Annotated in this window: 21 protein-coding genes; 14 read left to right on the top strand and 7 right to left on the bottom strand. The window is 71.4% G+C overall.

Annotated elements, in window-relative coordinates:
* Positions 1-7: 7 nt before the first annotated feature.
* Both ACWEVP_RS33860 and ACWEVP_RS33855 read right to left on the bottom strand, forming a co-directional pair.
* Entirely contained in the window at positions 8-520 is a 513-nt protein-coding gene (locus ACWEVP_RS33860; RefSeq protein ID WP_452066643.1) for a 2'-5' RNA ligase family protein, read from the bottom strand.
* Between the two features lie 16 nt (positions 521-536).
* Complete coding sequence (locus tag ACWEVP_RS33855) at positions 537-956, bottom strand: hypothetical protein (RefSeq protein ID WP_452066642.1); 420 nt, start codon at positions 954-956, stop codon at positions 537-539.
* A 155-nt stretch (positions 957-1,111) separates the two neighbouring features.
* Between ACWEVP_RS33855 and dinB the strand changes: the two genes are divergently transcribed.
* Positions 1,112-2,305 (top strand): DNA polymerase IV, encoded by a 1,194-nt coding sequence (dinB, locus tag ACWEVP_RS33850; protein ID WP_452066641.1) that lies wholly within the window; start codon positions 1,112-1,114, stop codon positions 2,303-2,305.
* Between the two features lie 19 nt (positions 2,306-2,324).
* Here the strand turns inward: dinB and ACWEVP_RS33845 are convergent, their stop codons facing one another.
* Complete coding sequence (locus tag ACWEVP_RS33845) at positions 2,325-3,203, bottom strand: class I SAM-dependent methyltransferase (RefSeq protein WP_452066640.1); 879 nt, start codon at positions 3,201-3,203, stop codon at positions 2,325-2,327.
* 218 nt (positions 3,204-3,421) lie between these two features.
* Between ACWEVP_RS33845 and ACWEVP_RS33840 the strand changes: the two genes are divergently transcribed.
* The 3 genes from ACWEVP_RS33840 to fdhD all read left to right on the top strand — a co-directional run bounded on the left by ACWEVP_RS33840 (position 3,422) and on the right by fdhD (position 7,012).
* Positions 3,422-3,832: a histone-like nucleoid-structuring protein Lsr2 gene (locus ACWEVP_RS33840; protein ID WP_452066639.1), complete on the top strand. Its 411-nt coding sequence runs from the start codon at positions 3,422-3,424 to the stop codon at positions 3,830-3,832.
* A 1,034-nt stretch (positions 3,833-4,866) separates the two neighbouring features.
* Positions 4,867-6,177, top strand: coding sequence for an OFA family MFS transporter (locus ACWEVP_RS33835; protein ID WP_452066638.1), 1,311 nt, complete (start codon positions 4,867-4,869; stop codon positions 6,175-6,177).
* Between the two features lies 1 nt (position 6,178).
* A complete protein-coding gene (gene fdhD / locus ACWEVP_RS33830) occupies positions 6,179-7,012 on the top strand; it encodes a formate dehydrogenase accessory sulfurtransferase FdhD (RefSeq protein ID WP_452066637.1) in 834 nt (277 codons plus the stop codon).
* Here fdhD and ACWEVP_RS33825 read toward each other — a convergent pair.
* The 3 genes from ACWEVP_RS33825 to sucC all read right to left on the bottom strand — a co-directional run bounded on the left by ACWEVP_RS33825 (position 7,000) and on the right by sucC (position 10,027).
* On the bottom strand, positions 7,000-7,932 hold the full coding sequence (locus ACWEVP_RS33825; RefSeq protein ID WP_452066636.1) for a LysR family transcriptional regulator: 933 nt from the start codon (positions 7,930-7,932) through the stop codon (positions 7,000-7,002). The two genes, fdhD and ACWEVP_RS33825, sit on opposite strands and share 13 nt — an antisense overlap.
* A gap of 64 nt (positions 7,933-7,996) precedes the next feature.
* Complete coding sequence (gene sucD / locus ACWEVP_RS33820; protein WP_452066635.1) at positions 7,997-8,878, bottom strand: succinate--CoA ligase subunit alpha; 882 nt, start codon at positions 8,876-8,878, stop codon at positions 7,997-7,999.
* Between the two features lie 3 nt (positions 8,879-8,881).
* Positions 8,882-10,027 (bottom strand): ADP-forming succinate--CoA ligase subunit beta, encoded by a 1,146-nt coding sequence (gene sucC / locus ACWEVP_RS33815; RefSeq protein WP_452066634.1) that lies wholly within the window; start codon positions 10,025-10,027, stop codon positions 8,882-8,884.
* A gap of 270 nt (positions 10,028-10,297) precedes the next feature.
* Here sucC and ACWEVP_RS33810 point away from each other — a divergent pair, with 270 nt between their 5' ends.
* The 4 genes from ACWEVP_RS33810 to ACWEVP_RS33795 are packed head-to-tail and all read left to right on the top strand — an operon-like array spanning position 10,298 to position 16,815.
* On the top strand, positions 10,298-12,034 hold the full coding sequence (locus ACWEVP_RS33810; protein ID WP_452066633.1) for a thiamine pyrophosphate-binding protein: 1,737 nt from the start codon (positions 10,298-10,300) through the stop codon (positions 12,032-12,034).
* Positions 12,035-12,048: 14 nt separating this feature from the next.
* Positions 12,049-13,278: a formyl-CoA transferase gene (frc, locus tag ACWEVP_RS33805; RefSeq protein WP_452066632.1), complete on the top strand. Its 1,230-nt coding sequence runs from the start codon at positions 12,049-12,051 to the stop codon at positions 13,276-13,278.
* Positions 13,279-15,423, top strand: a complete 2,145-nt coding sequence (locus ACWEVP_RS33800; protein ID WP_452066631.1) for an acetate--CoA ligase family protein — start codon at positions 13,279-13,281, stop codon at positions 15,421-15,423.
* Between the two features lie 15 nt (positions 15,424-15,438).
* Positions 15,439-16,815: an OFA family MFS transporter gene (locus ACWEVP_RS33795; RefSeq protein ID WP_452066630.1), complete on the top strand. Its 1,377-nt coding sequence runs from the start codon at positions 15,439-15,441 to the stop codon at positions 16,813-16,815.
* Positions 16,816-16,845: 30 nt separating this feature from the next.
* On the opposite strand, the gene ACWEVP_RS33790 is transcribed toward ACWEVP_RS33795, so the two are convergent.
* Entirely contained in the window at positions 16,846-17,583 is a 738-nt protein-coding gene (locus ACWEVP_RS33790) for a GntR family transcriptional regulator (protein WP_452066629.1), read from the bottom strand.
* Between the two features lie 185 nt (positions 17,584-17,768).
* Between ACWEVP_RS33790 and ACWEVP_RS33785 the strand changes: the two genes are divergently transcribed.
* The 6 genes from ACWEVP_RS33785 to ACWEVP_RS33760 all read left to right on the top strand — a co-directional run bounded on the left by ACWEVP_RS33785 (position 17,769) and on the right by ACWEVP_RS33760 (position 25,122).
* Positions 17,769-18,758 (top strand): 2-dehydropantoate 2-reductase, encoded by a 990-nt coding sequence (locus tag ACWEVP_RS33785; RefSeq protein ID WP_452066628.1) that lies wholly within the window; start codon positions 17,769-17,771, stop codon positions 18,756-18,758.
* A gap of 13 nt (positions 18,759-18,771) precedes the next feature.
* The gene (locus tag ACWEVP_RS33780; RefSeq protein WP_452066627.1) at positions 18,772-20,688 is read left to right on the top strand and encodes a molybdopterin oxidoreductase family protein; all 1,917 of its coding nucleotides are present in this window, start codon (positions 18,772-18,774) and stop codon (positions 20,686-20,688) included.
* A gap of 1 nt (position 20,689) precedes the next feature.
* Positions 20,690-22,432, top strand: coding sequence for an NAD(P)H-dependent oxidoreductase subunit E (locus tag ACWEVP_RS33775; RefSeq protein WP_452066626.1), 1,743 nt, complete (start codon positions 20,690-20,692; stop codon positions 22,430-22,432).
* Entirely contained in the window at positions 22,429-23,286 is an 858-nt protein-coding gene (locus tag ACWEVP_RS33770) for a 2Fe-2S iron-sulfur cluster-binding protein (protein ID WP_452066625.1), read from the top strand. Before ACWEVP_RS33775 ends, ACWEVP_RS33770 begins: the two co-directional genes overlap by 4 nt.
* Before the next feature lie 139 nt (positions 23,287-23,425).
* Positions 23,426-24,238, top strand: a complete 813-nt coding sequence (locus tag ACWEVP_RS33765) for a hydroxypyruvate isomerase family protein (RefSeq protein WP_452066624.1) — start codon at positions 23,426-23,428, stop codon at positions 24,236-24,238.
* The gene (locus ACWEVP_RS33760; protein WP_452066623.1) at positions 24,235-25,122 is read left to right on the top strand and encodes a 2-hydroxy-3-oxopropionate reductase; all 888 of its coding nucleotides are present in this window, start codon (positions 24,235-24,237) and stop codon (positions 25,120-25,122) included. The genes ACWEVP_RS33765 and ACWEVP_RS33760 overlap by 4 nt, the downstream gene beginning before the upstream one ends.
* The last annotated feature ends 1 nt before the right edge of the window (position 25,123 follow it).

The following is a 25,123-nucleotide window of genomic DNA, read 5'->3' as shown; positions in this document are numbered from 1 at the left end:
GGGCTCGTCACCCGCCGAACGGTGCATCCAGCCTCGGTTCCCACCCGCGGCCGGTCAACGCGACCAGTTGCAGCGCTTCGACCCGGCCGGTCACCGGCAGCAGCGGCCGCACGTCGGCGGCCACGCGCGCGAGGGTCTCGTCGTCCCCGCCCATCGCGACGGTCACGTGCGCCGGCGGTCGGGGGCCGAACCGCCCGCCGTAGGGCGGAACGTCCGGCCAGCGGGCGCACACCGCGTCGGTGATCGCCTGGAGCGACGGAGCCGGGAGCGCCACGAAGCCGGGCGCCACCAGGACCTCGGTCAGCTCGACGGGGCCGGGGGAGACACCCGCGGCCAGGCAACGCACCGCCGCCAAGACGTCGTCGTCCAGCGAGGCGTCGGGCAGGAACGGGTACAACGCGGTCACGTGCGCGGGCAACCCGGGCCGGACCAGGCCGGGGTCGATCCGCCGGGCCGCGGCGAGCGCGGGTTCGGCGGCGGGCAGCAGGAGCACCAGCGCGGTGGTTCCGGGTTCGGGCACCTCCGCATCATGGCAGTCACGCGGCGGCGGTCTCCGGGAACCGTCCCGAGCGGGCCAGCGCCAGGCTCCGCCGGCACAGCGCCACCAGTTCCAGGTTGACCCGGCTGTGCGGGCTGCGGCCGCAGAGCCCGCAGTGGATCGTCACCTCGCCGGTCAGCTCGTCGACCGCGACCAGTGCCTGGTGGTCGCAGCGGCGGCACCAGCGGTAGCCGATCGCCGGGTTCGTGTGCACCGGGGACGCGACGCAGTCGTGCAGCCAGCGGCGGTGCGTCCGGCAGGTGACGCGGTCGGTCGGGTCGAGCCGGCCGGCGTCTTCGTCGCGGTCTTCGCCGGCCAGCGTCGAGGCCAGCAGCGGCTGCCGCGCCGCCGCCGGGCGGTCTTCGGGATTCGGGCTGGCCCACGCGTGGTGGTCGCCGCATCGGCACTTCTCGGACATGTCGCCCCCAGTGGTCGGGTCATTCGATCCGTCGAGTGTGACCGGGGCTACAGAGCGCCGACAACCGGGAAAACGCTCAGTTTCGGCCGACGGCAGGGGTTCCGCGGCGGGCGGACGTGCGGACTTTGGCCCGGCTTTATGCGAACATATGTTCTATGACCGTCCCCGAGGGGCCCATCCTGCACGCCGACCTCGACTCGTTCTACGCGTCGGTCGAACAGCGCGACGACCCGGCGCTGAAGGGGCGCCCGGTGATCGTTGGCGGCGGGGTCGTCCTGGCCGCGAGTTACGAGGCCAAGGCCTATGGCGTGCGGACCGCGATGGGTGGCGCGCAGGCCCGGCGCCTGTGCCCGCACGCCGTCGTCGTGCCGCCGCGGATGTCGGCCTACTCGGCCGCGAGCAAGGTCGTCTTCGACGTCTTCCACGACACCACGCCGTGGGTGGAAGGCCTCTCGATCGACGAAGCCTTCTTGGACGTCGGGGGGTTGACGAGGATCGGCGGACGGCCCAGTCACATCGCCGAACGGCTGCGCGCGACCGTCGCCGAGCGCGCCGGGTTGCCGATCACGGTAGGGGTTGCGCGGACGAAGTTCCTCGCGAAGGTCGCCAGCCGCGTCGCGAAACCGGACGGTCTGCTCGTCGTCCCGCACGACGGGGAGCTGGAGTTCCTGCACCCGCTGCCGGTCGGCGCGCTGTGGGGCGTCGGCAAGGTCACCGCCGAGAAGCTGCGCGCGCGGGGCATCACGACGGTGGGTCAGCTGGCCGCGTCCGAGCCGGTCGACCTGGTGGGCATGCTGGGCCGCGCGGCCGGCGGGCACCTGCACGACCTGGCGCACAACCGGGACCCCCGCCGCGTCGAGGTCGGCCGGCGCCGCCGGTCGATCGGCGCCCAGCGGGCTCTCGGGCGCGGCAGGCGGACCACGGCGGAGCTCGACGTGGTGCTGGTGGCGCTGATCGACCGGATCGCCCGCCGGCTGCGCGCCGCCCGCCGCGTCTGCCGGACGGTGACGATCCGCCTGCGCTTCGCCGATTTCACCAGGGTCACGCGCTCGCACACGCTCACCGACCCGACCGCGGGCACCGGCGTGCTGCTCGCCGCGGCGCGCGAGCTGCTCGTGGCCGCGCTGCCGATGATCGCCGATCGCGGCCTCACGCTGCTCGGGGCGACGCTGTCGAACCTGGCCGACGAAAACCCGTTCCAGCCGGCGCTGCCGTTCGAGCGCCAGCGGGCGACGCAGCTCGACACGGCACTGGACGCGGTGCGGGACCGTTTCGGCAAGGCGGCGGTCACCCGGGCGATCCTGCTGGGCCGCCCGGACGACCTCGAAGTGCCGCTGCTGCCGGATTGACGCCGGAAACCGGCCGGATTCACGGCCGCCCGGGAATGCGGGCGTGGGCCAGTGCGGAAAGCGCGGCGGGGCGCAGCGCGTCGGTGCGGTTCCACAGCCGCGCGGGCACGCTCTCGCGCTGGCCCGCCTGTTCGACGACTTCGAAGCCGGCGTCGCGCAGCAGGCCGGCCATGGCCGCGGGGGAGAGGAACGTGCGCCACGGCTCGCCCTGTTCCGCGGCGACCGGCGCGACGGCTTCGGCGTAGCCGTTTCCCGCCGCGTCCCGCAGTTCCGCGGGAACCAGGTGATCGGTCACGATTTCCGATCCGGGTGCGAAACCGCCGAGATCCGTCAATGTGGCGAGAATCGCCTCCCGGGTCAGGTAGACGGTGACACCGAGCCAGCTCACGAACACGGGGCGAAACGGGTCCAGTCCACTCTGGACGAGCCGTTCCCGGAGCGGATCGGCTTCGAAGTCGACCGGGACGAAGGTGACCGAAGCGGGTACGGCGACGCCGGCCCGCTCGAGCAGTTCCCGTTTGACGGCCTGGGTCGCCGCCGTGTCGACCTCGAACACCCGGAATCGTCCGGGTACGCTCCGATAGGCGAACGAATCCAGCCCGGCGCCGAGAATCACATACTGGTCTATACCGGAATTGCCGCGGAGTAGCCGCTCTTCGGTGAACCGGCTGCGGCACACCGCCTGCCCGCGGGCGCCGGCCAGGACGGGATGCGAGCCGTGGTCGTGGTGATAAGCCAGGAGTTCTGCCGCGCGGTCGCCGAGGAGCGACGCGGCGAGGGTGTCGGAGAAGATGACAGGCGCGGCGTCGACGAGCAAATGTGCCGCGCGCGCGGCGGCCGCCGTGAAGGCGGTGCGGCTGGCGCGGGGAGCAATACCGGGAAAGTCGGTGGTGGTCATGCGGCTACGGTACCGATTTGATTTCAAGCATATCACAAAAACAAATATTCGACAAGACGGCGCGCATTCCGGCTCGGTTGCGGTCACTCTGGACGGGGGCGACGCGGTCGCCCGGGCGGCCATTGTGGACGCTTCACGGGTGTCGCGCGTGCCGGACGGGATTCGACAGGTTAGGGTCTGTCCGACCGTGTTCTGGAGAAGATGAGGAACGACGAACCATGGCGCAACGGGTGCACGTCGAGATGGTGGACGACCTCGACGGGAGCGAGGCTTCGCAGACCGTCCCCTTCAGCCTCGACGGGGTGACGTACGAAATCGACCTGTCCGAGGACAACGCTTCGGCGCTGCGTGACGAACTCGCCCGCTACGTCGCCGCGGCGCGGCGGACCGGCGGCCGCAAGGTGCGCCTCGCGACCGGCCAGTCGCTGTCGGGCTCTTCCGGCTCGGGCACGGACCGCGAGCGCAACCGCCAGATCCGCGAGTGGGCCCAGGCGAACGGCTACGAGGTGGCCGAGCGAGGCCGCCTGTCGAGCGAGATCATCGCGGGCTTCGAAGCCGACCAGGCGGCGGCCGCGGAGCCGGCCGAGGCGAAGCCGGCCCGCAAGCGCGCGACGCGCAAGAAGTCCTGACGCCGGGAACCGGTTGCCGGAGAAGGAGCAGCCCCGCGGTCCCGCCGCGCGTAAGCGCGTGAAGTGGGCTGGTGGGGTCCGGCCGGTTTCGCGCGCCCGGAGCAGGGGAGCTCCCGGCGCGCGAAATGGGGCCATCAGGCCGGGTCCGCGGTGGGGCACGCGGCCAAGCTGACCGGAAGCCGCGCTGGCGCAGGGCCACGCCGGCGCGCTCAAAATTGGCGTGCGGCTGGGCTGGCGCGTTGCGATCTGGTGTGCGGCTGGGCCCGCGCGCGGCGAAACCGGTGCAAGGCCAAAGCCGGCGCGGATCAAGGTGGCGCGCGGCTGTGTCGGCGCGAGGCAAAGCCCGCGCGAGACGAAACCAGCGTGCGGCTGAGTCGGCGCGAAGCTGAAACGGCGCAAGGTCAAGGCCGTGCAAGGCTCACCTGCCGCCGGACGGGCCGCACGGTCGCAGGTGACATGACCCTCCGGCCACGACCGTCCCACCCGGTCTGATCCGACACCCGGCTGCCTCCGTCGCGTGTGGATCTTCGCCCGATCCCGGACCGCTGCGTAGCCGGAAGTCACACGCCGTTGCCCCCGTGCGAAAAAGCCACGGCACGCCGACATTTCCCCGCCGGTAAAGCTTGTCGGAGGGTGGCTCCGATCGCCAGACTGTCAGGTGCTCCGCGCGGCCGGTACCGCGTCGGAGCACGGCCCGGTGGCCGCCTCCTCCCTCGATGGCCACCGGGCCGCCTTCCGGCCTGCGAACCGGCCTTCAGGTCAGCTTCGAGCTGGCCGCCTTCCGAACCGGCCGTCGCGCCGGCTTCGAGCTGGCCGCCTTCAAGTCCGCCTTGCGAACCGGCCTTCACGCCGGCTTCGAACTGGCCGCCATCAGGTCCGCCCCCGAACCGGCAACCTCAGCCCACCTTCGCCGCGAAGCGCTTTCCCAGCCCGATCAGGCGCAACCTGTAGACAATCGACCACAACGAGCGCACACTCGGACTACTCCATACTGCATACAATCGTCAGTCGAGAGTTCCGAGGAGGCGGTCACGATGGCCGAGGTCCGTGAGCTCCGGGACGTCTACGGACGGCGGTACCGCGTCGGCGAGTCCGACCGGGAGCTGCTCGGCCGGCCGCGGACCTGGATCACCTGGCTGGCCGGCGCGGCGATGCTGGCCGCCGGGGTGCAGCAGTACGGCTTCGGCGCGCTCGTCCCCACCCTGACCCGGGCGCACGGCTGGACGTTCGGCGTCATCGCGCTCTCGCTCGCGGGGTGGGCGATCTGCCAGGCCGGGGCCGCATTTCCGACGGCGTGGCTGCGCGAACGCGGCCTGCTCCCCGCGCCCGCGGCGATGGCCGCGGGCGCCGTGCTCTGCGCCGCCGGGCTCGTGACGCTCGGCCACGCGACCAGCCTGCTCACCGTCTTCCTCGGCTACTCCGTCCTCGGCGGCCTCGGCACCGGCCTGGTCTACGCGACCTGCGTCGGAGCGGTCCTCGCCTGGTTCCCGGACCGCACCGCGCCCAGCGCGGGCATCGTCAGCGGCGCGTTCGCCTACGGCAGCGTGCCCTTCGTCGTCCTCGCCGTCGCCCTGCCGGCCGCGCGTCCGGTGCTCCTCGACGTCACCGCGGCCGTCGTCCTCGTCGTGATCGCCGGCTGCGCCCTGCTCCTGCGGTACCCGCCGCGGCACTGGTGGCCCGCGACGACCGAGCCGCGCGCGTGGGCCCTCGACCGGGCGCACAACCGGCGCCCGGCCGTCCGGCACTACCGGCCCGCGGAACTGTTCCGGTGCGGGACGACCCCCGCGCTGTACCTCGTCGTCGTGCTCGCGGCCGCGGTGCTGCTGTTCGACCTCGCCTACCTCGCGACGTTCGTCGCCGAGCGCAGCGGGCCCGGGCTCGCCGCGGCCGCGCTGGCGCTGCTCGCCGCGGCGACCGGCAGCGGCCGGGTGTCGATCGGCAGGCTCGCCGACCGGCTCGGCCGGCACCGGATCCTGCGGTTCGCGCTGCTCGCGGGCGGGGTCGCGCAGTTCGTCCTCTTCTATTCGGGCGAACACCGGCACGCTGCCGGGTTGTTGCTGGGCGTCGCGCTCGCCGGGCTCGGCAACGGCTGCTGCTACACCCTGCTCGTCGGCCTGGTTCGCGAGTACTTCGGCGAGGAGTCGGCCGCGCAGAACTTCGGGATCCTCTACTCGGCCAAGGCCGTCGGCGCGGTGGTCGGGATCGGGCTCGCGGCGTTCGTCGTGACGTCGCACGGCTTCGTCGGCGCCTTCTCCGCGGCGGGAGTGCTGAGCCTGACCGGCGCGGTGCTGTCCGGGCGGCTGACCCAGCCGGGCCGGCCCAAGTCGCTGCTGCCGGCGGCCTGACGTGGGGCGGATGACGAGCCGGCGCCGCGTGGTGCGCGTCCACGACGGCGGGCACACCGCGCGGCCGGACACGCTGACCGTCGAAGAACCCCTGGAAATCCGGGTGGCCGGGAAAGCGCTGTCCATCACGATGCGGACCCCCGGTGACGACTTCGACCTCGCCGCCGGGTTCCTGGTCGGCGAGGGCGTGGTGCGGGCCGCCGCGGACATCCACTCGATCCGCTACTGCGCCGGCGCCACGGCCGGCGGCGGCAACACCTACAACGTCCTGGACGTCGTGCTCGCGCCGGGCGTCGCGCCGCCGGACGCGTCGCTGGAGCGCAACTTCTACACGACGTCCTCGTGCGGGCTCTGCGGCAAGGCGAGCCTGGACGCCGTCCGGACGACGGTGACGTGGCCGGTGGCCGCGGACCCGTTCGGCACCGACCCGGCGACGCTCGCCGGGCTGCCGGACGAACTCCGCGCGGCGCAACGGGTCTTCGACCGGACCGGCGGGCTCCACGCCGCGGGGCTCTTCGACGCCGACGGCAAGCTGCTGTGCCTGCGCGAGGACGTCGGCCGGCACAACGCGGTCGACAAGGTGGTCGGCTGGGCGACCCGTGAAGGCAGGCTGCCGCTGTCGGGGACGGCGCTGATGGTGAGCGGGCGGGCGTCGTTCGAGCTGGTGCAGAAGGCGGTGATGGCCGGGATCCCGTTGCTGGCGGCCGTTTCCGCGCCGTCGTCGCTGGCGGTGGACCTGGCGGCCGAACTGGGGCTGACGCTGGTGGGGTTCCTGCGCGGGACGTCGATGAACGTCTACACGCGACCCGACCGGCTCGGTCTTCAGCCGAGCTGAGCGAGCACCGCGGCGACCGCGGGGGAGAGGTCGCTCCGGTGCACGACGCCCAGCTGCCAATCCGGCGGCCGGTCGAACCGCCGGACGGTCAGGTCGGGAAACCGCGCGGCGGCCGAGGCGGGCAGCACGCACGCGGCGAGCCCGGCTCGGACCAGTCCGGCGGCGACGGCGAGATCGTCGGTTTCGAGCGAATGCCGGCGGCGGGGGAAGGCGCGGTCGACGGCCTCGCGGACGGCCCAGCCGGCCGGGAAGTCCACGAGGGACAGCTCGGACAGATCGGCGGGCGCCGAGGGCGACCCGCCGGGCGCGGTGGCGAGGACGAGTTCTTCGCACGCGAAGGGGGTGACGGCCAGTCCCGGCTCGACGTCGCGCGTCGCCGGGACGGTGCTCGAAGGGGTGGAATCGTCCGACCGGCGGTCGCACGCGACCGCCGCGGCACTCGAACGAGGGGCATCGTCCGATGGCGGGACGCTCGGGCGGAGGCCCGGAGCGACCAACGTCAGCACCGCGTCCACAGTGGACTCCGCCACGGCTTCCGGCCCGGCGCAGGCCGGAACCTGCCGGACCTCCACCGCGAGCCCCGGGTGCACGTGCCGCAGCGTGGCCAAGACCCGGTGCCAGTCCGCCAGCAGCCCCGGGCACACGCCCAGCCGGACGTGCCCGCATACCGGTGCCACGGCCGCCCGCGCGCGGGCGGCCGCCTCCAGCGCCGCGCGCGCGGCGGGCAGGAACGCCTCGCCGGCGGGCGTCAGCTCCACCCGGTGCGTCGTGCGGTGGAACAACGGTGCCCCCAGGTCTCGCTCCAGCGCGCGGACCACTGTGGACACCGTCGACTGGACCGTCCGCAACCGGTGCGCGGCCGCGGTGAAGCCGCCCTCCTCCGCGACCGCGACCACCACCGCCAGCTGGCGCAGCTCCATCACGGCACCTCTTCGAGCGCCCCGGTCCGGTCGTCCCGGACCGGGGCGGTGACCGTCGCCGAGGTCATCCCAGTGCCTCGCGGGCCAGCGCCGCCGTCTCGCTCGGGGTGCGCCCGACCCGGATGCCCGCCGCTTCCAGCGCTTCCTTCTTCGCCGCCGCCGTCCCCGCGGAACCGGAGACGATCGCGCCCGCGTGGCCCATCGTCTTGCCTTCCGGCGCCGTGAAGCCCGCGACGTACCCGACGACCGGCTTCGACACGGTGGCCCGCACGAACTCCGCGGCGCGCTCCTCCGCGTCGCCGCCGATTTCGCCGATCAGCACGATCAGGTCCGTCTCCGGGTCCTTTTCGAACGCTTCGACGGCGTCGATGTGCGTCGTGCCGATGATCGGGTCGCCACCGATGCCGACGCACGTCGAGAACCCGATGTCGCGCAGTTCGTGCATGAGCTGGTAGGTCAGCGTGCCGGACTTGGACACCAGCCCGATCCGGCCCGGGCCGGTGATGTCGGCCGGGATGATGCCCGCGTTCGACTTGCCGGGGGAGATGATGCCCGGGCAGTTCGGCCCGATGATCCGGGTGCGGCCGCCCGCCGCGACGGCGTGGGACCACAGCCGGGCGGTGTCGTGCACCGGGACGCCCTCGGTGATCACCACCGCGAGCCCGATGCCGGCGTCGACCGCTTCGACCACGGCGTCGGCGGCGAACGGTGGCGGCACGAACAGCACGCAGACGTCGGCTCCGGTCGACGCCATCGATTCCGCGACGCTGCCGAACACGGGAAGGTCGGCCGAGCCGATCGAGACGTGCTGCCCGGCTTTGCGCGGGTTGACGCCGCCGACGACGTTCGTGCCCGCCGCCAGCATCCGCCGCGTGTGCTTGGCCCCTTCGGAGCCGGTGATGCCGGAAACGACGACCCGGCTGTTCTCGTCCAGGAAGATGGCCACGGTTCAGACCTCCGCGATCGCGAGCTTCGCCGCCTCGCGGGCGGCGTCGTCCATGGTGGCCACCACGGTGACCAGGGGATGGGCGGCGTCGGCGAGGATCCGCCTGCCTTCGGTGACGTTGTTGCCGTCGAGCCGGACGACCAGCGGCTTGGTGGCCCGGGAGCCCAGGATCTCCAGCGACCGGACGATCCCGGTCGCGACGGCGTCGCACGCGGTGATGCCGCCGAAGACGTTGACGAACACGCTGCGCACCTGCGGGTCGCCGAGGATCACCGTCAGCCCGTCGGCCATCACCTGCGCCGACGCCCCGCCGCCGATGTCGAGGAAGTTCGCCGGGCCGCGCGCGCCCGCCTCCGCGGCGGCCGCCGCCACGACGTCCAAAGTGGACATCACCAGACCGGCGCCGTTGCCGATGACGCCGATGTCGCCGTCGAGCTTCACGTAGTTGAGGCCCTTCGACCGCGCTTCCCGCTCCAGGGGATGGCCGTCCGAAGTATCGTCGAAGGTCACGGACCGGCGGAACAACGCGTTGTCGTCCAGGGTGATCTTGCCGTCCAGGGCGAGGATCCCGGTCGAGGTGCCGGCCAGCGGGTTCACTTCGACCAGCGTGCAGTCCTCGGCGACGAACACGTCCCACAGCTTTTCGACGACGCCGGCGACCTCGTCGCGGACGTCGGCGGGGAACGCGGCGGCGACAGCCGCGGCGTCGACTCCGACCAGGGGGTCGACCGGAACGCGGACGAGGGCGTCCGGCCGGGACGCCGCGACCTCCTCGATCTCCATCCCGCCTTCGGTCGACGCCATGGCGAGGAACGTGCGCCCGGCGCGGTCCAGCAAGAAGGACAAGTAGTACTCCTCGGCGATTTCGCTCGCTTCGGTCACCAGGACGCGGTGCACGGTGTGGCCCTTGATGTCCATGCCGAGGATGTCGTCGGCGGCCTGTTCGGCGTCGTCGGCGGTCCGCACCACGCGGACACCGCCCGCCTTGCCGCGGCCGCCGGTCTTCACCTGGGCCTTGACCACGACGGGGCCGTCCAGGGACGCGGCCGCGGCCCGGGCCGACGCGGGGTCGGCGGCGACCCGGCCGCGGGGGACCGGCACACCGTGCTTCTCGAAGAGCTCGCGGGCTTCGTGTTCGAAGAGGTCCATGCGGGGGCGTCCTTTCCGCGGCGGGGCAGGGCGAAGGGCGTGGAGTGGTGGTCCGCGGGGGCCGGCTCCGAGTGCCGGAAAAACCCTGCGGATGGCCCTGGACACGGGCTGCTTGAAGAGTGACTATATGCCTACCCCATACGGTATGCAATCTACAGTCTGCCGTGAAGAGGCCGCTGACCTCGATGGACGCGAGCGGCGGCACCGAGCGGACCGGAGTACGGACCGCCGGACAAGAGAGATCCGGCGGCGGACCAGAGGAGTTGAGCAATGGCGCTGACAACGACCGGCACCACCGCGGGGGAGAGTGCCGCGGCGACGAACGGCGCCGAGCCCGCGCCCGCCGAGATCTCGGGTGGCCACCTCGTGGCGAAGGCGCTGAAGGCCGAAGGGGTCGACACGATCTTCACCCTCTGCGGCGGCCACATCATCGACATCTACGACGGCTGCGTCGACGAGGGCATCCAGGTCATCGACGTCCGGCACGAGCAGGTCGCGGCCCACGCGGCCGACGGCTACGCGCGGATCACCGGTAAGCCCGGCTGCGCGGTGGTCACCGCCGGGCCCGGCACCACCGACGCCGTCACCGGCGTGGCGAACGCGTTGCGCGCGGAGAGCCCGATGCTGCTCATCGGCGGCCAGGGCGCGCTCACGCAGCACAAGATGGGGTCGCTGCAGGACCTCCCGCACGTGGACATGATGACGCCGATCACCAAGTTCGCCGCCACCGTGCCGCACACCGCGCGCGTCGCCGACCTCGTGAGCATGGCGTTCCGCGAGGCCTACGCCGGCGCGCCCGGCCCGTCGTTCCTGGAGATCCCGCGCGACGTCCTCGACGCGCGCGTGCCCCTGGCGCAGGCACGCATCCCCGAAGCCGGCCGCTACCGCGCGTCGACGAAGAACGCCGGCGACCCCGCCGACGTCGAGAAGCTCGCGGACCTGCTGGTGCACGCGAAGAAGCCGGCCATCCTGCTCGGCAGCCAGGTCTGGACGACGCGCGCGACCGAACCGGCCGTGGACCTGGTGCGCACACTCAACATCCCGGCGTACATGAACGGTGCCGGCCGCGGCACGCTCCCGCCGGGCGATCCGCACCACTTCCAGCTCTCCCGCCGCTACGCCTTCGACAACGCCGACGTCATCGTCATCGTCGGGACCCCGTTCGACTTCCGGATGGGCTACGGCAAGCGGCTGTCCCAGGACGCCACCGTCGTCCAGATCGACCTCGACTACCGCACGGTCGGCAAGAACCGGGACGTCGACCTCGGCATCGTCGGCGACGCCGGCCAGGTGCTGGCCGCGGTGGCCGAGGCCGCGTCCGGCCGCGGCGACAACGGCGCTGTCGGTCGCAAAACCTGGCTCGAAGAACTCCAGGCCGTGGAGGAGAAGGCGAAGCGGAAGCGGCTGCCGCTGCAGCACTCGGACGCGAGCCCGATCCACCCGTACCGGCTGGTCCACGAGATCAACGAGTTCCTCACCGAGGACTCGATCTACATCGGCGACGGCGGCGACATCGTCACCTTCTCCGGCCAGGTCGTGCAGCCCAAGTCGCCCGGCCACTGGATGGACCCCGGTCCACTCGGGACGCTCGGCGTCGGCATCCCCTTCGTCCTGGCCGCCAAGCACGCGCGCCCGGACAAGGAGGTCGTCGCCCTCTTCGGCGACGGCGCCTTCAGCCTCACCGGCTGGGACTTCGAAACCCTCGTGCGGTTCGACCTGCCGTTCGTCGGGATCGTCGGCAACAACTCCTCGATGAACCAGATCCGCTACGGGCAGGCCGCGAAGTACGGCCTGCCGCGCGAGCGCGTCGGCAACACCCTCGGCGACGTCCGCTACGACGAGTTCGCGCGGATGCTCGGCGGCCACGGCGAAGAAGTCCGCGACCCGGCGGACATCGGGCCGGCGCTGCGGCGCGCGCGGGAGTCCGGCAAGCCGTCGCTGATCAACGTCTGGGTCGATCCCGACGTGTACGCCCCCGGAACCATGAACCAGACCATGTACAAGTGAGCGGAGGCCAAGGCATGGGTAAGGCACTGGAGGGCGTCCGCGTCCTCGACATGACGCACGTGCAGTCCGGACCGTCCTCGACGCAGCTGCTCGCCTGGCTCGGCGCGGACGTGATCAAGCTCGAAACCCCCGGCCGGGGTGACATCACACGCGGGCAGCTGCGCGATCTCCCCGGTGTCGACAGCCTCTACTTCACGATGCTGAACGCCAACAAGCGCAGCATCACGCTCAACATGAAGAGCGACGAGGGCAAGGAGGTCTTCGAGAAGCTCGTGTCCGGAGTGGACGTCCTGGTCGAGAACTTCGGCCCGGGTGTGGTCGATCGGTTCGGCTACCCATGGGAGAAGCTCGCGGCGCTCAACCCCCGGCTGATCTACGCCTCCATCAAGGGCTTCGGCCCGGGCCGCTACGCCGGCTTCAAGGCCTACGAGGTGATCGCGCAGGCCATGGGCGGCGCGATGAGCACCACCGGGTTCGAAGACGGCCCGCCGACCGCGACGGGCGCGCAGATCGGCGACTCCGGCACCGGCATCCACCTCGTGGCCGCGATCCTCGCCGCGCTGTACCAGCGGACCTCCACCGGCCGCGGCCAGCGGGTCGCGGTCGCCATGCAGGACGCCGTGCTCAACCTGTGCCGCGTCAAGCTGCGCGACCAGCAGCGGCTGGCGCACGGCCCGCTCGGGGAGTACCCGAACGACCAGTTCGGCGACGAGGTCCCGCGGTCGGGCAACGCCTCCGGCGGCGGCCAGCCCGGCTGGGCGGTGAAGTGCGCGCCCGGCGGGCCGAACGACTACATCTACGTGATCGTCCAGCCACCCGGCTGGGCCCCGCTCGCCCGGCTGATCGGCAAGGAGGAGCTGGCCGAGGATCCGGCCTGGGCCACCCCGGAGGTCCGGCTGTCCAAACTGGACAAGATGTTCGCCCTCGTGGAGGAGTGGACCGAGAAGCACACCAAGTGGGAGGTGATGGAGAAGCTGAACGCCCACAACATTCCCTGCGGCCCGATCCTGTCCACCAGGGAGCTGATCGAGGACGAGACCCTGGCCGAGCTCGGCTCGGTCGTCGAGGTCGCGCACCCCGAACGCGGCAGCTTCAAGACCGTCGGCTGCCCGCTGAAGCTGTCCGACTCGCCGGTCGAGATCGAACGGTCGCCGCTGCTCGGCGAGCACAACGACGAGGTACTGGCCGAACTCGGCTACAGCGAAGCCGAGCTGGACAAGTTCCGCGCCGCGGGGGTGATCTGAGTGGGGGATCGCGCGGCGGTCGAGAAGATCCTCGCCGAGGCGGCGGCCGAAGGCCGGTCCTCGCTGACCGCGCCCGAGGGGCGTGCGGTCTGCGAGGCCTACGGCATCCCGACCCCGGCCGAGCGGCTGGCGACCACGGCCGCCGAAGCCGTGACGCACGCGGAAGCCATCGGGCTGCCGGTGGTGCTCAAGATCGTCTCGCCGGACATCCTGCACAAGACCGAGGCCGGCGGCGTGCTCGTCGGTCTGCGGGACGCGGAGGCGGTCAAGGCGGGGTTCACGACGATCGTCGAGAACGCGAAGGCCTACAACGCCGACGCGCGCGTGCTCGGCGTCCAGGTGCAGCAGATGCTCACCGAAGGGCAGGAGGTGATCATCGGCTCGGTCACCGACCCGACCTTCGGCAAGGTCGTCGCCTTCGGCCTCGGCGGTGTCCTGGTCGAAGTGCTCAAGGACGTCACCTTCCGGCTCGCGCCGACGTCCACCGAGGAAGCGCTGTCGATGGTCGACGGTATCCAGGCGGCGGAAATCCTGAAGGGTGTCCGCGGATCGGATCCGGTCGACCGGGACGCCCTCGCCGCCGTGATCACCGGCCTGGGGGACCTGGTCACCGACTTCCCGCAGCTGTCCGAAGTGGACCTCAATCCGGTGCTCGCCACGGCGTCCGGCGCCACGGCGGTCGACGTCCGGATCCTGGTCGACCCGGACGCGGCGAAGGAGCCGCACCGGTTCACCCAGGAGGAGATCCTCGCGTCGATGAACCGGATCATGAAACCGGCGTCGGTCGCGGTGATCGGCGCCTCGGCCGAGGCCGGCAAGATCGGCAACTCGGTGATGAAGAACCTGGTCGACGGCGGCTACGCGGGGGAGATCCACCCGATCAACCCCAAGGCCGCCGAGATCCTCGACCGCAAGGCCTACGCCAGCATCACCGATGTCCCCGGCGACGTCGACGTCGCGGTCTTCGCCATCCCGGCGAAGTTCGTCCCCGCGGCGCTGGAGGAGGCCGGCCGCAAGGGCGTGGCGGGCGCGATCCTCATCCCGTCCGGCTTCGGCGAGACCGGCAACATCGAGCTGCAGGACGAGGTCGTCGCGATCGCTCGCGAGCACGGCGTCCGGATCCTGGGGCCGAACATCTACGGCTACTACTACACGCCGGAACACCTGTCGGCGACGTTCTGCACGCCGTACGACGTCAAGGGCGGCGTGGCGCTGTCGTCGCAGAGCGGCGGAATCGGGATGGCGATCCTCGGCTTCAGCCGCTCGGCGAAGATGGGCGTGTCCTCGATCGTCGGCGTCGGCAACAAGGCCGACCTCGACGAGGACGACCTGCTGACCTTCTTCGAGCAGGACGACAACACCCAGCTCGTCGCGATGCACCTCGAAGACCTCAAGGACGGCCGGTCGTTCGCGGAGACGGCCCAGCGGGTCTCGAAGCGCAAGCCCGTCGTGGTCCTGAAGGCCGGGCGGACGGCGCAGGGCGCCAAGGCGGCCGGCTCGCACACCGGCGCGCTGGCCGGCGACGACAAGGTCTACGACGACATCCTCCGCCAGAGCGGCGTGATCCGGGCGCCCGGGCTGAACGACATGCTCGAGTACGCCCGCGGCATCCCGCTGCTGCCCACGCCGAAGGGCGAGAACGTCGTCATCATCACCGGCGCCGGCGGCTCGGGCGTGCTGCTGTCGGACGCCTGCGTCGACAACGGCCTGAGCCTGATGGAGATCCCGCCGGACCTCGACACCGCGTTCCGGAAGTTCATTCCGCCCTTCGGCGCGGCGGGCAACCCCGTCGACATCACCGGCGGCGAGCCGCCCTCGACCTACCGCAACACCATCGCGCTGGGCCTCGAGGACGACCGCATCCACGCCCTGATCCTGGGCTACTGGCACACCATCGTCACTCCGCCGATGGTGTTCGCCGAACTGGTGTCCGAAGTGGTCGAAGAGTATCGCGCCAAAGGGATCCGTAAGCCCGTTGTCGCGTCCCTGTCCGGTGACGTCGAAGTCGAGGAGGCGAGTGACTACTTGTACGACCGCGGCGTCGTCGCGTACCCGTACACCACCGAGAAGCCCGTGGCAGTGCTCGGCGCGAAGTATCGTTGGGCGCGGGCCGCGGGTCTGCTTTCGAACCTGAGTCAACGGTGACGAAGGAGAACTTTCATGACCGCAGCCACATACCAGGAGATAGTCGACGAGAACGGAAGAATCTACCGGGTAGGCGAGTCGCCGCAGGACATCATGGGGCGCTCACGCAGCTGGATGGTCTGGCTGCCCTGGATCGCCATGATGGCGGTCAGCGTGTTCGAGTACGGCTGGGGCGCCGTCGAGGGCACCCTCGAAGAGAAGTACGGCTGGACGCTCTCCGACGCGTTCTGGCTCGCGAGCATCTGGGCGGTGTTCCAGGCCGGGGTGGCGTTCCCGGCCGGGCGCCTCCGGGAACGCAACGTCGTCTCGGCGAAGACGGCGATGCTGCTCGGCGCGGTGTTCAGCGGCATCGGCTACTTCACCATCGCCCACAGCGGGAACCTCACGCTGGCGTTCATCGGGTACTCGGTGCTCGGCGGCACCGGCGCCGGGCTCGTGTACGCGACCTGCATCAACATGGTCGGCAAGTGGTACCCGGAGAAGCGCGGCGCGCGGACCGGGTTCGTGAACGGCGGCTTCGCCTACGGCTCGGTGCCGTTCATCTACCTGTTCAGCGCGTTCCTCGGGCACGAAAACGTCACCGGGGTGCTCGACGGCATCGGCCTGTACATGCTGGTCGTCGTCGGCGTCTGCGGGTTCCTCTTCAAGGACCCGCCGAAGAGCTGGTGGCCGAAGGAGGTCGACCCGATCTCCTGGGCGAAGGGCAAGACCGGGGTCAAGAGCCTGGCGAAGAACCCGCCCGCCGTCCGCCAGTTCACGCCGATGGAGGCGATCCGGACCGGCATGCTCCCGCTGATGTGGGTGTGCCTGGTGATCATCGGCGGGGTTTCGCTGTTCGGCATCAACTTCCAGGTGCCCTTCGCGAAGGAAAGCCACTTCGGCGCGTTCGTCGCCGCGTCCTCGGCCGGCGTGCTCGCCATCGTGAACGGCACCGGCCGCGCGGTCGTCGGCTGGGCGTCGGACAAGCTCGGCCGACGGCAGACGCTCACGCTGGTGCTGGTGATCGCGGCCGGCGCGCAGTTCGGCGTGCTGTACGCCGGCAACACGCACAACCTGGTGCTGTTCATGGTGTTCGCGTTCCTGACCGGGTTCGGTGGCGGCGCGTTCTACCCGCTGTTCGCCGCGCTCGTGCCGGACTACTTCGGCGAGAACAACAACGCGTCGAACTACGGCCTGGTCTACAGCGCGAAACTGGTCGGCGGCGTCGGCGGCGGCGGGCTCGCCGCGGGCGTCATCAGCGCGTGGGGCTACACCGGCGCGTACATCCTCGCCGGGTGCATCGCGCTCCTGTCCGCGGTGCTGACGCTGTTCCTGCGCCAGCCCGGCCGGACACGCCACCAGCTCGCCGAAACCGAGCTGGTGGCGCGGCCTTCCGCCGCGGCGGGCGGCTGATCCGGTACCCGCTCCCCGGTCCTGCTGCCATCAGGATCGGGGAGCCTCCGGACGTTCGTGGTAGGCCTGGCGGGTCCGTTCGGTGTGGTTGGCCATGATCTTCTCCGCGGCCTCGGCGTTTCCCCGCGAGATCGCGTTGATCAGCTCGTCGTGCTCGTTCCACGCGTCCTTTCCGCGAGGCCGGGCAATCGGCGTGTAGTACCAACGGACCCGCCGGTCGACGAGACCGATCAGCTCCGCCAGCACGGCGTTCCCCGACAGCTGCGTGATGAACGCGTGGAGCGCGGCGTTGGCCGCGACCAGGCCCTCGGTGTCCTCGGCCCTCAGGGCCGTGATGCCCGCTTTCTGCAGCTCCCAGAGCTGTTCGACGTCGTCGGCCGTCGCGTTTCCGGCGGCGAGCTTCGCCGAATGCGTCTCCAGCACGCTGCGGACGCTCAGCAGCTGGTCGGCCTCCTCGTCGGTCGGCAGGTGCACGAACGCGCCCTGGGCGGGCCGGAGGTCGACCCAGCCTTCGCTCTGCAGGCGCTGCAGGGCTTCGCGCACCGGCTGCCGGCTCACGCCGAGGTACTCGGCCAGATCGGCTTCGACCAGGTGCTGCCCAGGTTCGAGGGTGCGGTTGATGATCAGCTCGGCGAGGGCCTCGTAGACGACCTGCCGCAGCGGCGCGGGCCGTTCGACGCGCTTGGCGGCGGTCGAGCTGAGCGAGCCCTTGGCCGTGCGGCGACCGGTCGGGCCGCGGTCGGGGAGGGGAGAAGCGGGCTGGCTCATGGGACACCTCGAAAGGGAGAGGAACGCGACGACCGCTGTCCAGGATACAGGTTTTGGTATGCAAAATCCCAGAGGCTCACCCTGCAGGGAGTTTCACGTCGGCTCCGGACTCAAAAACCTGGTCTCCAAACCGGATCCAGGATACTGTATGCAATCACGTGTTGGACCGAACTCGGAGGCACATCATGAAGGTGGCTGTTCTCGGGGCCGGGGCGATCGGTGCCTACGTCGGGGCCGCGCTGCACCGCGGCGGGACCGAGGTGCACCTGATCGCGCGGCGCGCGCACCTCGCCGCGATGCGCGAGCACGGCGTCCGCGTGCTCAGCCCCCGCGGCGACTTCACCGCGCACCCGCACGTCACGGACGACCCGGCCGACGTCGGCCCGGCCGACTTCGTGTTCCTGGGCCTGAAAGCCAACTCCTACGCTTCGTGCGGGCCGCTGCTCGCGCCGCTGCTCGGCCCGGACACCGCGATCGTCGCGGCGCAGAACGGCATCCCGTGGTGGTACTTCCACGGCCTGGCGGGACATCCGCTCGAGGGCAGGCGGGTCGAGACCGTCGACCCGGGCGGCTCGGTGACCGCCGTGCTCGAGCTGCGGCGCGCGATCGGCTGCGTCGTCTACTGCTCCACGGTCGTCGAGGAACCGGGCGTGATCCGGCACCTGGAAGGCACCCGCTTCTCCCTCGGCGAGCCGGACGGCGAGATCTCCGCGCGCTGCAAGGTGCTGAGCGCGGCGATGATCGCCGGCGGGCTGAAGGCCCCCGTCGAACCCCGGCTGCGCGACGACATCTGGATCAAGCTGATGGGCAACGTCGCCTTCAACCCGCTCTCGGCGCTGACCCGGGCAACCATGGCCCAGATGTGCGAGCACGACGACACGCGCGCGCTCGTCGCCACGATGATGACCGAGACCCTCGAAATCGCCCGTGCGGCGGGCAGCGACCCCGGCGTCTCGGTCGAGAAGCGCATCGACGGCGCCTGGCGCGTCGGCCACCACAAGACGTCGATGCTGCAGGACCTCGAAGCGGGCAAGCCCCTCGAGATCGACGCCATCATCGGCGCGGTCGTCGAGCTGGCGGGCCTCACCGGCGTGCCCGCGCCGGCCCTGCGGCACGTCCACGCCGCCATCTCGCTGCTCGACCACACCAGCAAAGTCCCCGTTGGGGCGCACTGAACCGGAGGTGCCCGTGAAGCGCAGGAACACCGAGCCGTACGTCCGGCTCACCCAGCCCCTGGTGCGCGACTCCGGTGTGCTGCGGCCGGCCACCTGGGAGGAAGCCCTCGACCGGGCCGCCGCCGGGATCCGCCGCACCCTGGAGACCCAGGGACCCGAGGCGTTCGGGATGTTCTCGTGCGCCCGGGCGACCAACGAGCTGAACTTCGTCGCCCAGAAGTTCACCCGTGCGGTGATCGGCACGAACAACGTCGACTCGTGCAACCGCACCTGCCACGCGCCGAGCGTCGCCGGGCTGGCCCGGGTGTTCGACAGCGGCGGCGGGACCTCGTCGTACCAGGAGATCGAGGACGCCGACGTCATCGTCATCTGGGGCGGCAACCCCCGCGAAGCGCACCCGATCTTCTTCCAGCACGTGCTGAAGGCCGTCCACAAGGGAGCGAAGCTGTTCGTCGTGGACCCGCGGCGGACGAGCACCGCGAGCTGGGCGCACCGGCAGCTGCAGCTGGAAGTCGGCACCGACATCCCGCTGGCCCACGCGATCGCCCGGGAGATCATCCATTCCGGGCTCGCCAACACGACGTTCGTCGAGCGCGCCACCGAGGGGTTCGCCGAGTTCGCCGCCTCGGTCGAACCGTGGACCCTGGAGGTCGCCGAGAAGACCACCGGCGTGCCGGCCGAGCTGATCCGCGAACTGGCCCACGCCTACGCCCGCGCCGACCGCGCGCAGCTGTCGTGGACCCTGGGCATCACCGAGCACCACAACGGCACCGACAACGTCCTTTCCCTGATCAACCTCGCGCTGCTGGCCGGGCAGGTCGGCCGCTACGGAGCCGGCCTGAACCCGCTGCGCGGCCAGAACAACGTCCAGGGCGGCGGCGACATGGGCGCCATCCCGGACCGGCTGCCGGGCTTCCAGGACGTCCTCGACGCCGGCGTCCGGGCGAAGTTCGACGCGGCGTGGGGCTCGGCGATCCCGCCGCACCAGGGCCTCAATCTCACCCAGATGCTCGAAGCGATGGAACGCGGCGACCTGACGTGCGTGTACATCATCGGCGAGAACCCCGTCCAGTCCGAAGCGGACTGCGAGCACACGGTCGACCGGCTGTCCACCGTGGACCACCTGGTCGTCCAGGACATCTTCCTGACCAAGACCGCGCAGCTGGCCGACGTCGTGCTGCCCGCCTCGGCGGCCTGGTGCGAAAGCGACGGCACGTTCACCAACTCCGAACGCCGGGTCCAGCGCGTTCGCAAGGCCCTCGAGCCGCCGGAGGGCGCGCGCGACGACATCGAGCTGCTGTCGGAACTGGCCCGCCGGCTCGGCCACGACTGGCACTACACCGGCGGCCAAGACGTCTGGGACGAGCTGCGTTCGCTGTCGCCGATGCACGCCGGGATGTCCTACGCGCGGCTGGAAGAACTCGGCGGCATCCAGTGGCCGTGCTACTCCGAGGACACCCTCGAACCGACGTTCCTGCACGGCCGGCTGTGGGCCGGCGACCCGGCCGAGCGCGGCCGCCCGGCGCCGTTCACGGTCATCGAGCACAGCCCGCCGGTCGACCTGCTCACCGAGGAGTTCCCCATCCGGCTCACCACCGGACGGCGCCTGGACTCCTACAACACCGGCGTCCAGTCCGGCGGGTTCCCGTCGCCGCTGCGGCGGGGCGAGACCCTCGACCTCTGCCCGGAGGACGCCCGCTCGCTCGGCGTCGAACCCGACGAACTGGTCCGGATCTCCTCGCGGCGCGGCGAGATCGTCGCACCGGTCCGGCTCGACAAGGGCCTGAAACCGGGGCTGGCGTTCATGACCTTCCACTTCCCGGACGAGGTCGACGTCAACGTCATCACCATCGAAGCGACCTGCCCGATCGCCGGGACCGCCGAATACAAGGCCGCGGCCATCCGGGTCGAGAAGCTCGCGGAGGTCTGAAGTGGACCTCAAGCTCCTGGACGCCGTCGCGTCACGCGAGGAGCGGGAGGCGGTCGCCGGCTTCGAAGGTGGTGGCCGCGACCAGCTGCTGCCCGCGCTGCACGCGGTCAACGACCGGGTCGGCTGGATCAGCCAGGGCGCGCTCAACCTCATCTGCGAGGCGCTGCACGTGCCACCCGCCGAAGCCTACGGCGTGGCCAGCTTCTACTCGCTGTTCGCGCTGGAGGAGCGCCCGGAACGCGTGGTGCACGTGTGCACCGACCTCGCGTGCCGGCTCAAGGGCGCGGACACCGTGTGCGACGTCCTCACCGAGCACGTCGGCGCCGCGGGGAAGGCGCGCGGCGGGGTCACGTGGCTGCGCAGCCCGTGCCTCGGCGTCTGCGAACGAGCCCCCGCGGCGCTGACGTTCCAGGCCGGCGCGCCGGCCACCACCGAACTGCTCGCGCCGGCGACCGGCGCGGCGGCGGTGCTGGCCGCCCACCGGGAACCCGCGGGCGACGGGCCGCCGCCGGTCGTCCACCAGACGGCGGGACTGCGGCTGCTGCGCCGGGTCGGCGTGGTCGATCCGTCCAGTTTGGACGACTACCGCGCGGCCGGCGGCTACGCGGCCCTGCGCACCGCGCTGCGCATGGGCGAGGCCGCGGTGATCCGCGAGGTCACCGACTCCGGCCTGCTCGGCCGCGGGGGCGCGGCGTTCCCGACCGGGCGCAAGTGGGCGGCCACCGCCGCGCAGCCCGCCGGGCCGCACTACCTGGTGTGCAACGCCGACGAGAGCGAACCGGGGACCTTCAAGGACCGGGTGCTGCTCGAAGGCGACCCGTTCGCGCTGGTCGAGGCGATGACGATCGCCGCGTTCGCCATCGGTGCCCGGCAGGGGTACATCTACCTGCGCGGCGAGTACCCCCGTGCGCTTCGTCTGCTGCGGAACGCGCTGGACGTGGCTCGTGAACGCGGGTTCCTCGGCGTGGACATCATGGGGCACCGCGGTTTCTCGTTCGACATCGAGATCCGGCGGGGCGCGGGGGCGTACATCTGCGGCGAGGAGACTGCGATCTTCAACTCCATCGAGGGCTTCCGCGGCGAGCCGCGCAGCAAACCGCCGTTCCCGGTGGAGCGGGGTCTGTTCGGCAAGCCGACGGTGGTGAACAACGTCGAGACTCTGGTCAACGTGCCGCTGATCCTCGCCGAAGGCGCGGCGGCCTACCGGGCGATCGGCACCGAAGGCTCGGCCGGGCCGAAACTGTTCTGTCTGTCCGGCAACGTCGAGCGGCCGGGTGTCTACGAGGTGCCGTTCGGCACGACGCTGCGTTCGCTGCTCGAGCTGGCCGGGGGAGTACCCGAGGGCCGCTCGCTTCGCGCGATCCTGCTGGGCGGCGCGGCGGGCGGGTTCGTCCGGCCGGACGAGCTGGACCTGCCGCTCACCTTCGAGGACGCGCGGGCGGCGAAGACGACGCTGGGCTCGGGGGTCGTCCTGGTGCTGGACGACCTGGCCGACCTCGGCGGGTTCCTGCTGCGGATCGCGGAGTTCTTCCGTGACGAGTCGTGCGGCCAGTGCGTGCCGTGCCGGATCGGGACCGTCCGGCAGGAGGAGGCGATCCGCCGCGTCCTCGCGTCCGGTTCGGAGGAGCGGCCGCTGCTGCGGGAAGTGGGCGGGGTGATGCGGGACTCGTCGATCTGCGGCCTCGGCCAGACGGCGTGGAACGCCATCGAGTCCGCCATCGACCGGTTGGGAGCACTGCAGTGACCATTGTGGACATCGGGATCCCGAAGCGGCTGGTCGAGTTCACTGTGGATGGTGAGACGGTCCGCGTGCCCGAAGGCTCGACCATCCTCGACGCGTGCACGGCGGCGGGCAAGGAGATCCCGACGCTGTGCTACGGCGACACCCTGGAACCGGCGAACGCCTGCCGGGTCTGCATGGTCGAGGTCGAGGGCTCCCGGACACTGGTGCCGTCCTGCTCACGCAAGGCCGAGCCGGGGATGGTGGTGCACACCGATTCGGAGCGGACACGCACGAGCCGCAAGGTGGTCCTCGAACTGCTGGCCTCGGCGACGGACCTGTCGACGACGCCGGGCGTGGCGGAGTGGCTCGCGGAGACCGGAGCCGACCCGGACCGCTTCGGCCCGGACGCGGCCACGGTGGCGCAACCGGCCATTGTGGACAACGAGCTGTACGTCCGGGACTACGCGAAGTGCATCCTCTGCTACAAGTGCGTCGACGCGTGCGGCGACCAGTGGCAGAACTCGTTCGCGATCAGCGTGGCCGGCCGCGGGTTCGACGCGCGGATCTCGACGGAGTTCTCGAACCCGTTGCCCGACAGCGCGTGCGTGTACTGCGGCAACTGCGTCGAGGTCTGCCCGACCGGGGCGCTGAGCTTCAAGCGCGAGTACGACAAGCGCGAGGACGGCACCTGGGACGAATCCCGCCAGACCGAGACGACGACGGTGTGCACGTTCTGCGGGGTGGGCTGCACTTTGACGCTGCACGTCCAGGACAACGAGATCGTCAAGGTGACCTCGCCGCACGACAGCTCGGTGACGCACGGGAACCTCTGCATCAAGGGCCGCTTCGGCTGGCAGCACGTCCAGAACCGGTAGCGGCACCCCGTCCGCCCGAAGGCGCCGTGGCTCGACGAGTCGCGGCGCCTTCGCCGTCCGGGCGTTGACCGCGCCGCAGGTCAGCAGCTATTCTCGATATGCGAAAGAAAAATTCCGGATAGCGAAATTCGAGGATGCGATGCCCGAAGAAGGTCACTCCCTGCCGTACGTCGCCAACCTGTCGATCCTGTTCAAGGAGGTACCGCTGCTCGACCGGGCGGCCGCCGCGCGGGAGGCCGGGTTCACCGACGTCGAGTACTGGTGGCCGTTCGACACCGCGGTCCCCGCGCGCGACGAGGTCGACGCCTTCGTGCGAAGCCTCGACGGTGTCCGCCTGCGCGGGCTGAACTTCTACGCCGGCGACATGGCGGCGGGGGAGCGCGGCCTGGTGTCGTGGATCGGCCGGGAGGCCGAGTTCGCCGACAGCCTCGTCGTCGCCCTCGGCATCGCCGAACGGACCGGGTGCCGCAGCTTCAACGCGCTCTACGGCAACCGGCTCGACGGCGAAGACCCCGCCAAGCAGGACGACCTGGCGCTGGTCCACCTCGCGACGGCCGCCGAGGCCGCCGCGAAGCTCGGCGCGCAGCTGGTCCTCGAACCGCTCTCCGGCGCGGACCGCTACCCGCTCAAGACCGCCGCGGACGCCGTGACCGTGCTCGACGACCTCGGGCGCGACAACGTGCGGCTGCTGGCCGACCTGTACCACCTGGCAGTCAACGGCGACGACCTCGACGCCTTGGCGACACGGCACACCTCCCGGATCGGGCACGTGCAGATCGCCGACGCACCCGGGCGCCACCAGCCCGGCACCGGCTCGCTGGACATCGAGGGACACCTCGCGAAGCTGCAGAACGCGGGCTACGCCGGGTTCGTCGGGATCGAGTACGTCCCGGAACCCGACACCCTCACGTCGCTGGCCTGGCTGCCGAAGACCCGAAGGGGACGAGCATGAAACTGGGATTCATCGGACTGGGCGTGATGGGCGCCCCGATGGCCGCGCACCTCGTGGCGGCCGGGCACGACGTCAGCGGCTACGACGTCACCCCGGCCGCGGGGGAGAAGCTCGCGGCCGCGGGCGGGCGCGCCGCGACCGGCGTGGCCGACGCGGTCGCGGGGGCGGACGTCGTCATCACGATGCTGCCGAACCACCCGCAGGTCGAGGAGGTCGTGCTGGCCGCGGGCGGGGTCCTGGACTCCGCCGAGCCCGGCGCGCTCCTGATCGACATGAGCACGATCCGGCCCGAGACGTCGATCGCGGTCGCGGAAGCCGCGCGGGACCGGAAGATCCGCGTGCTCGACGCGCCGGTGTCGGGCGGTCAGGCCGGGGCCGAACAGGCGTCACTGTCCATCATGGTCGGTGGTTCCGAAGCGGACTTCGAGGCCGCGAAGCCGGTGTTCGACGCGCTCGGCAAGACGATCGTGCACGTCGGCCCGCACGGCGCCGGCCAGGTCGTGAAGGCCGCCAACCAGCTCGTCGTCGGCGGCATCTACGGGCTCGTCGCCGAGGCGATCGTGCTGCTCGAAGCGTCCGGTGTGGACGCCGCCGTCGGCTTGGACGTGCTCGCCGGTGGCCTCGCGGGCAGCCGGATCCTCGAGCTCAAGCGCCAGTCCATGGTGGAGCGCCGGTTCGCCCCCGGCTTCCGGATCGACCTGCACCACAAGGACATGGGGATCGCGCTCGCCGCCGCCCGGCAGGCCGACGTCGCGCTCCCGCTCACCGGGCTGGTCGCCCAGCTCGTCGCCGCCGGCCGCGCCATGGGGTACGGCGCCGAAGACCACTCGGCCTTGCTGAAGGTCGCCGAACAGTTGTCGGGCCGCGTCCCGGCGGAGGTGTGAC

Source organism: Amycolatopsis sp. NPDC003865, from assembly GCF_053605345.1.
This window is presented reverse-complemented; position numbering and strand designations above follow the sequence as displayed.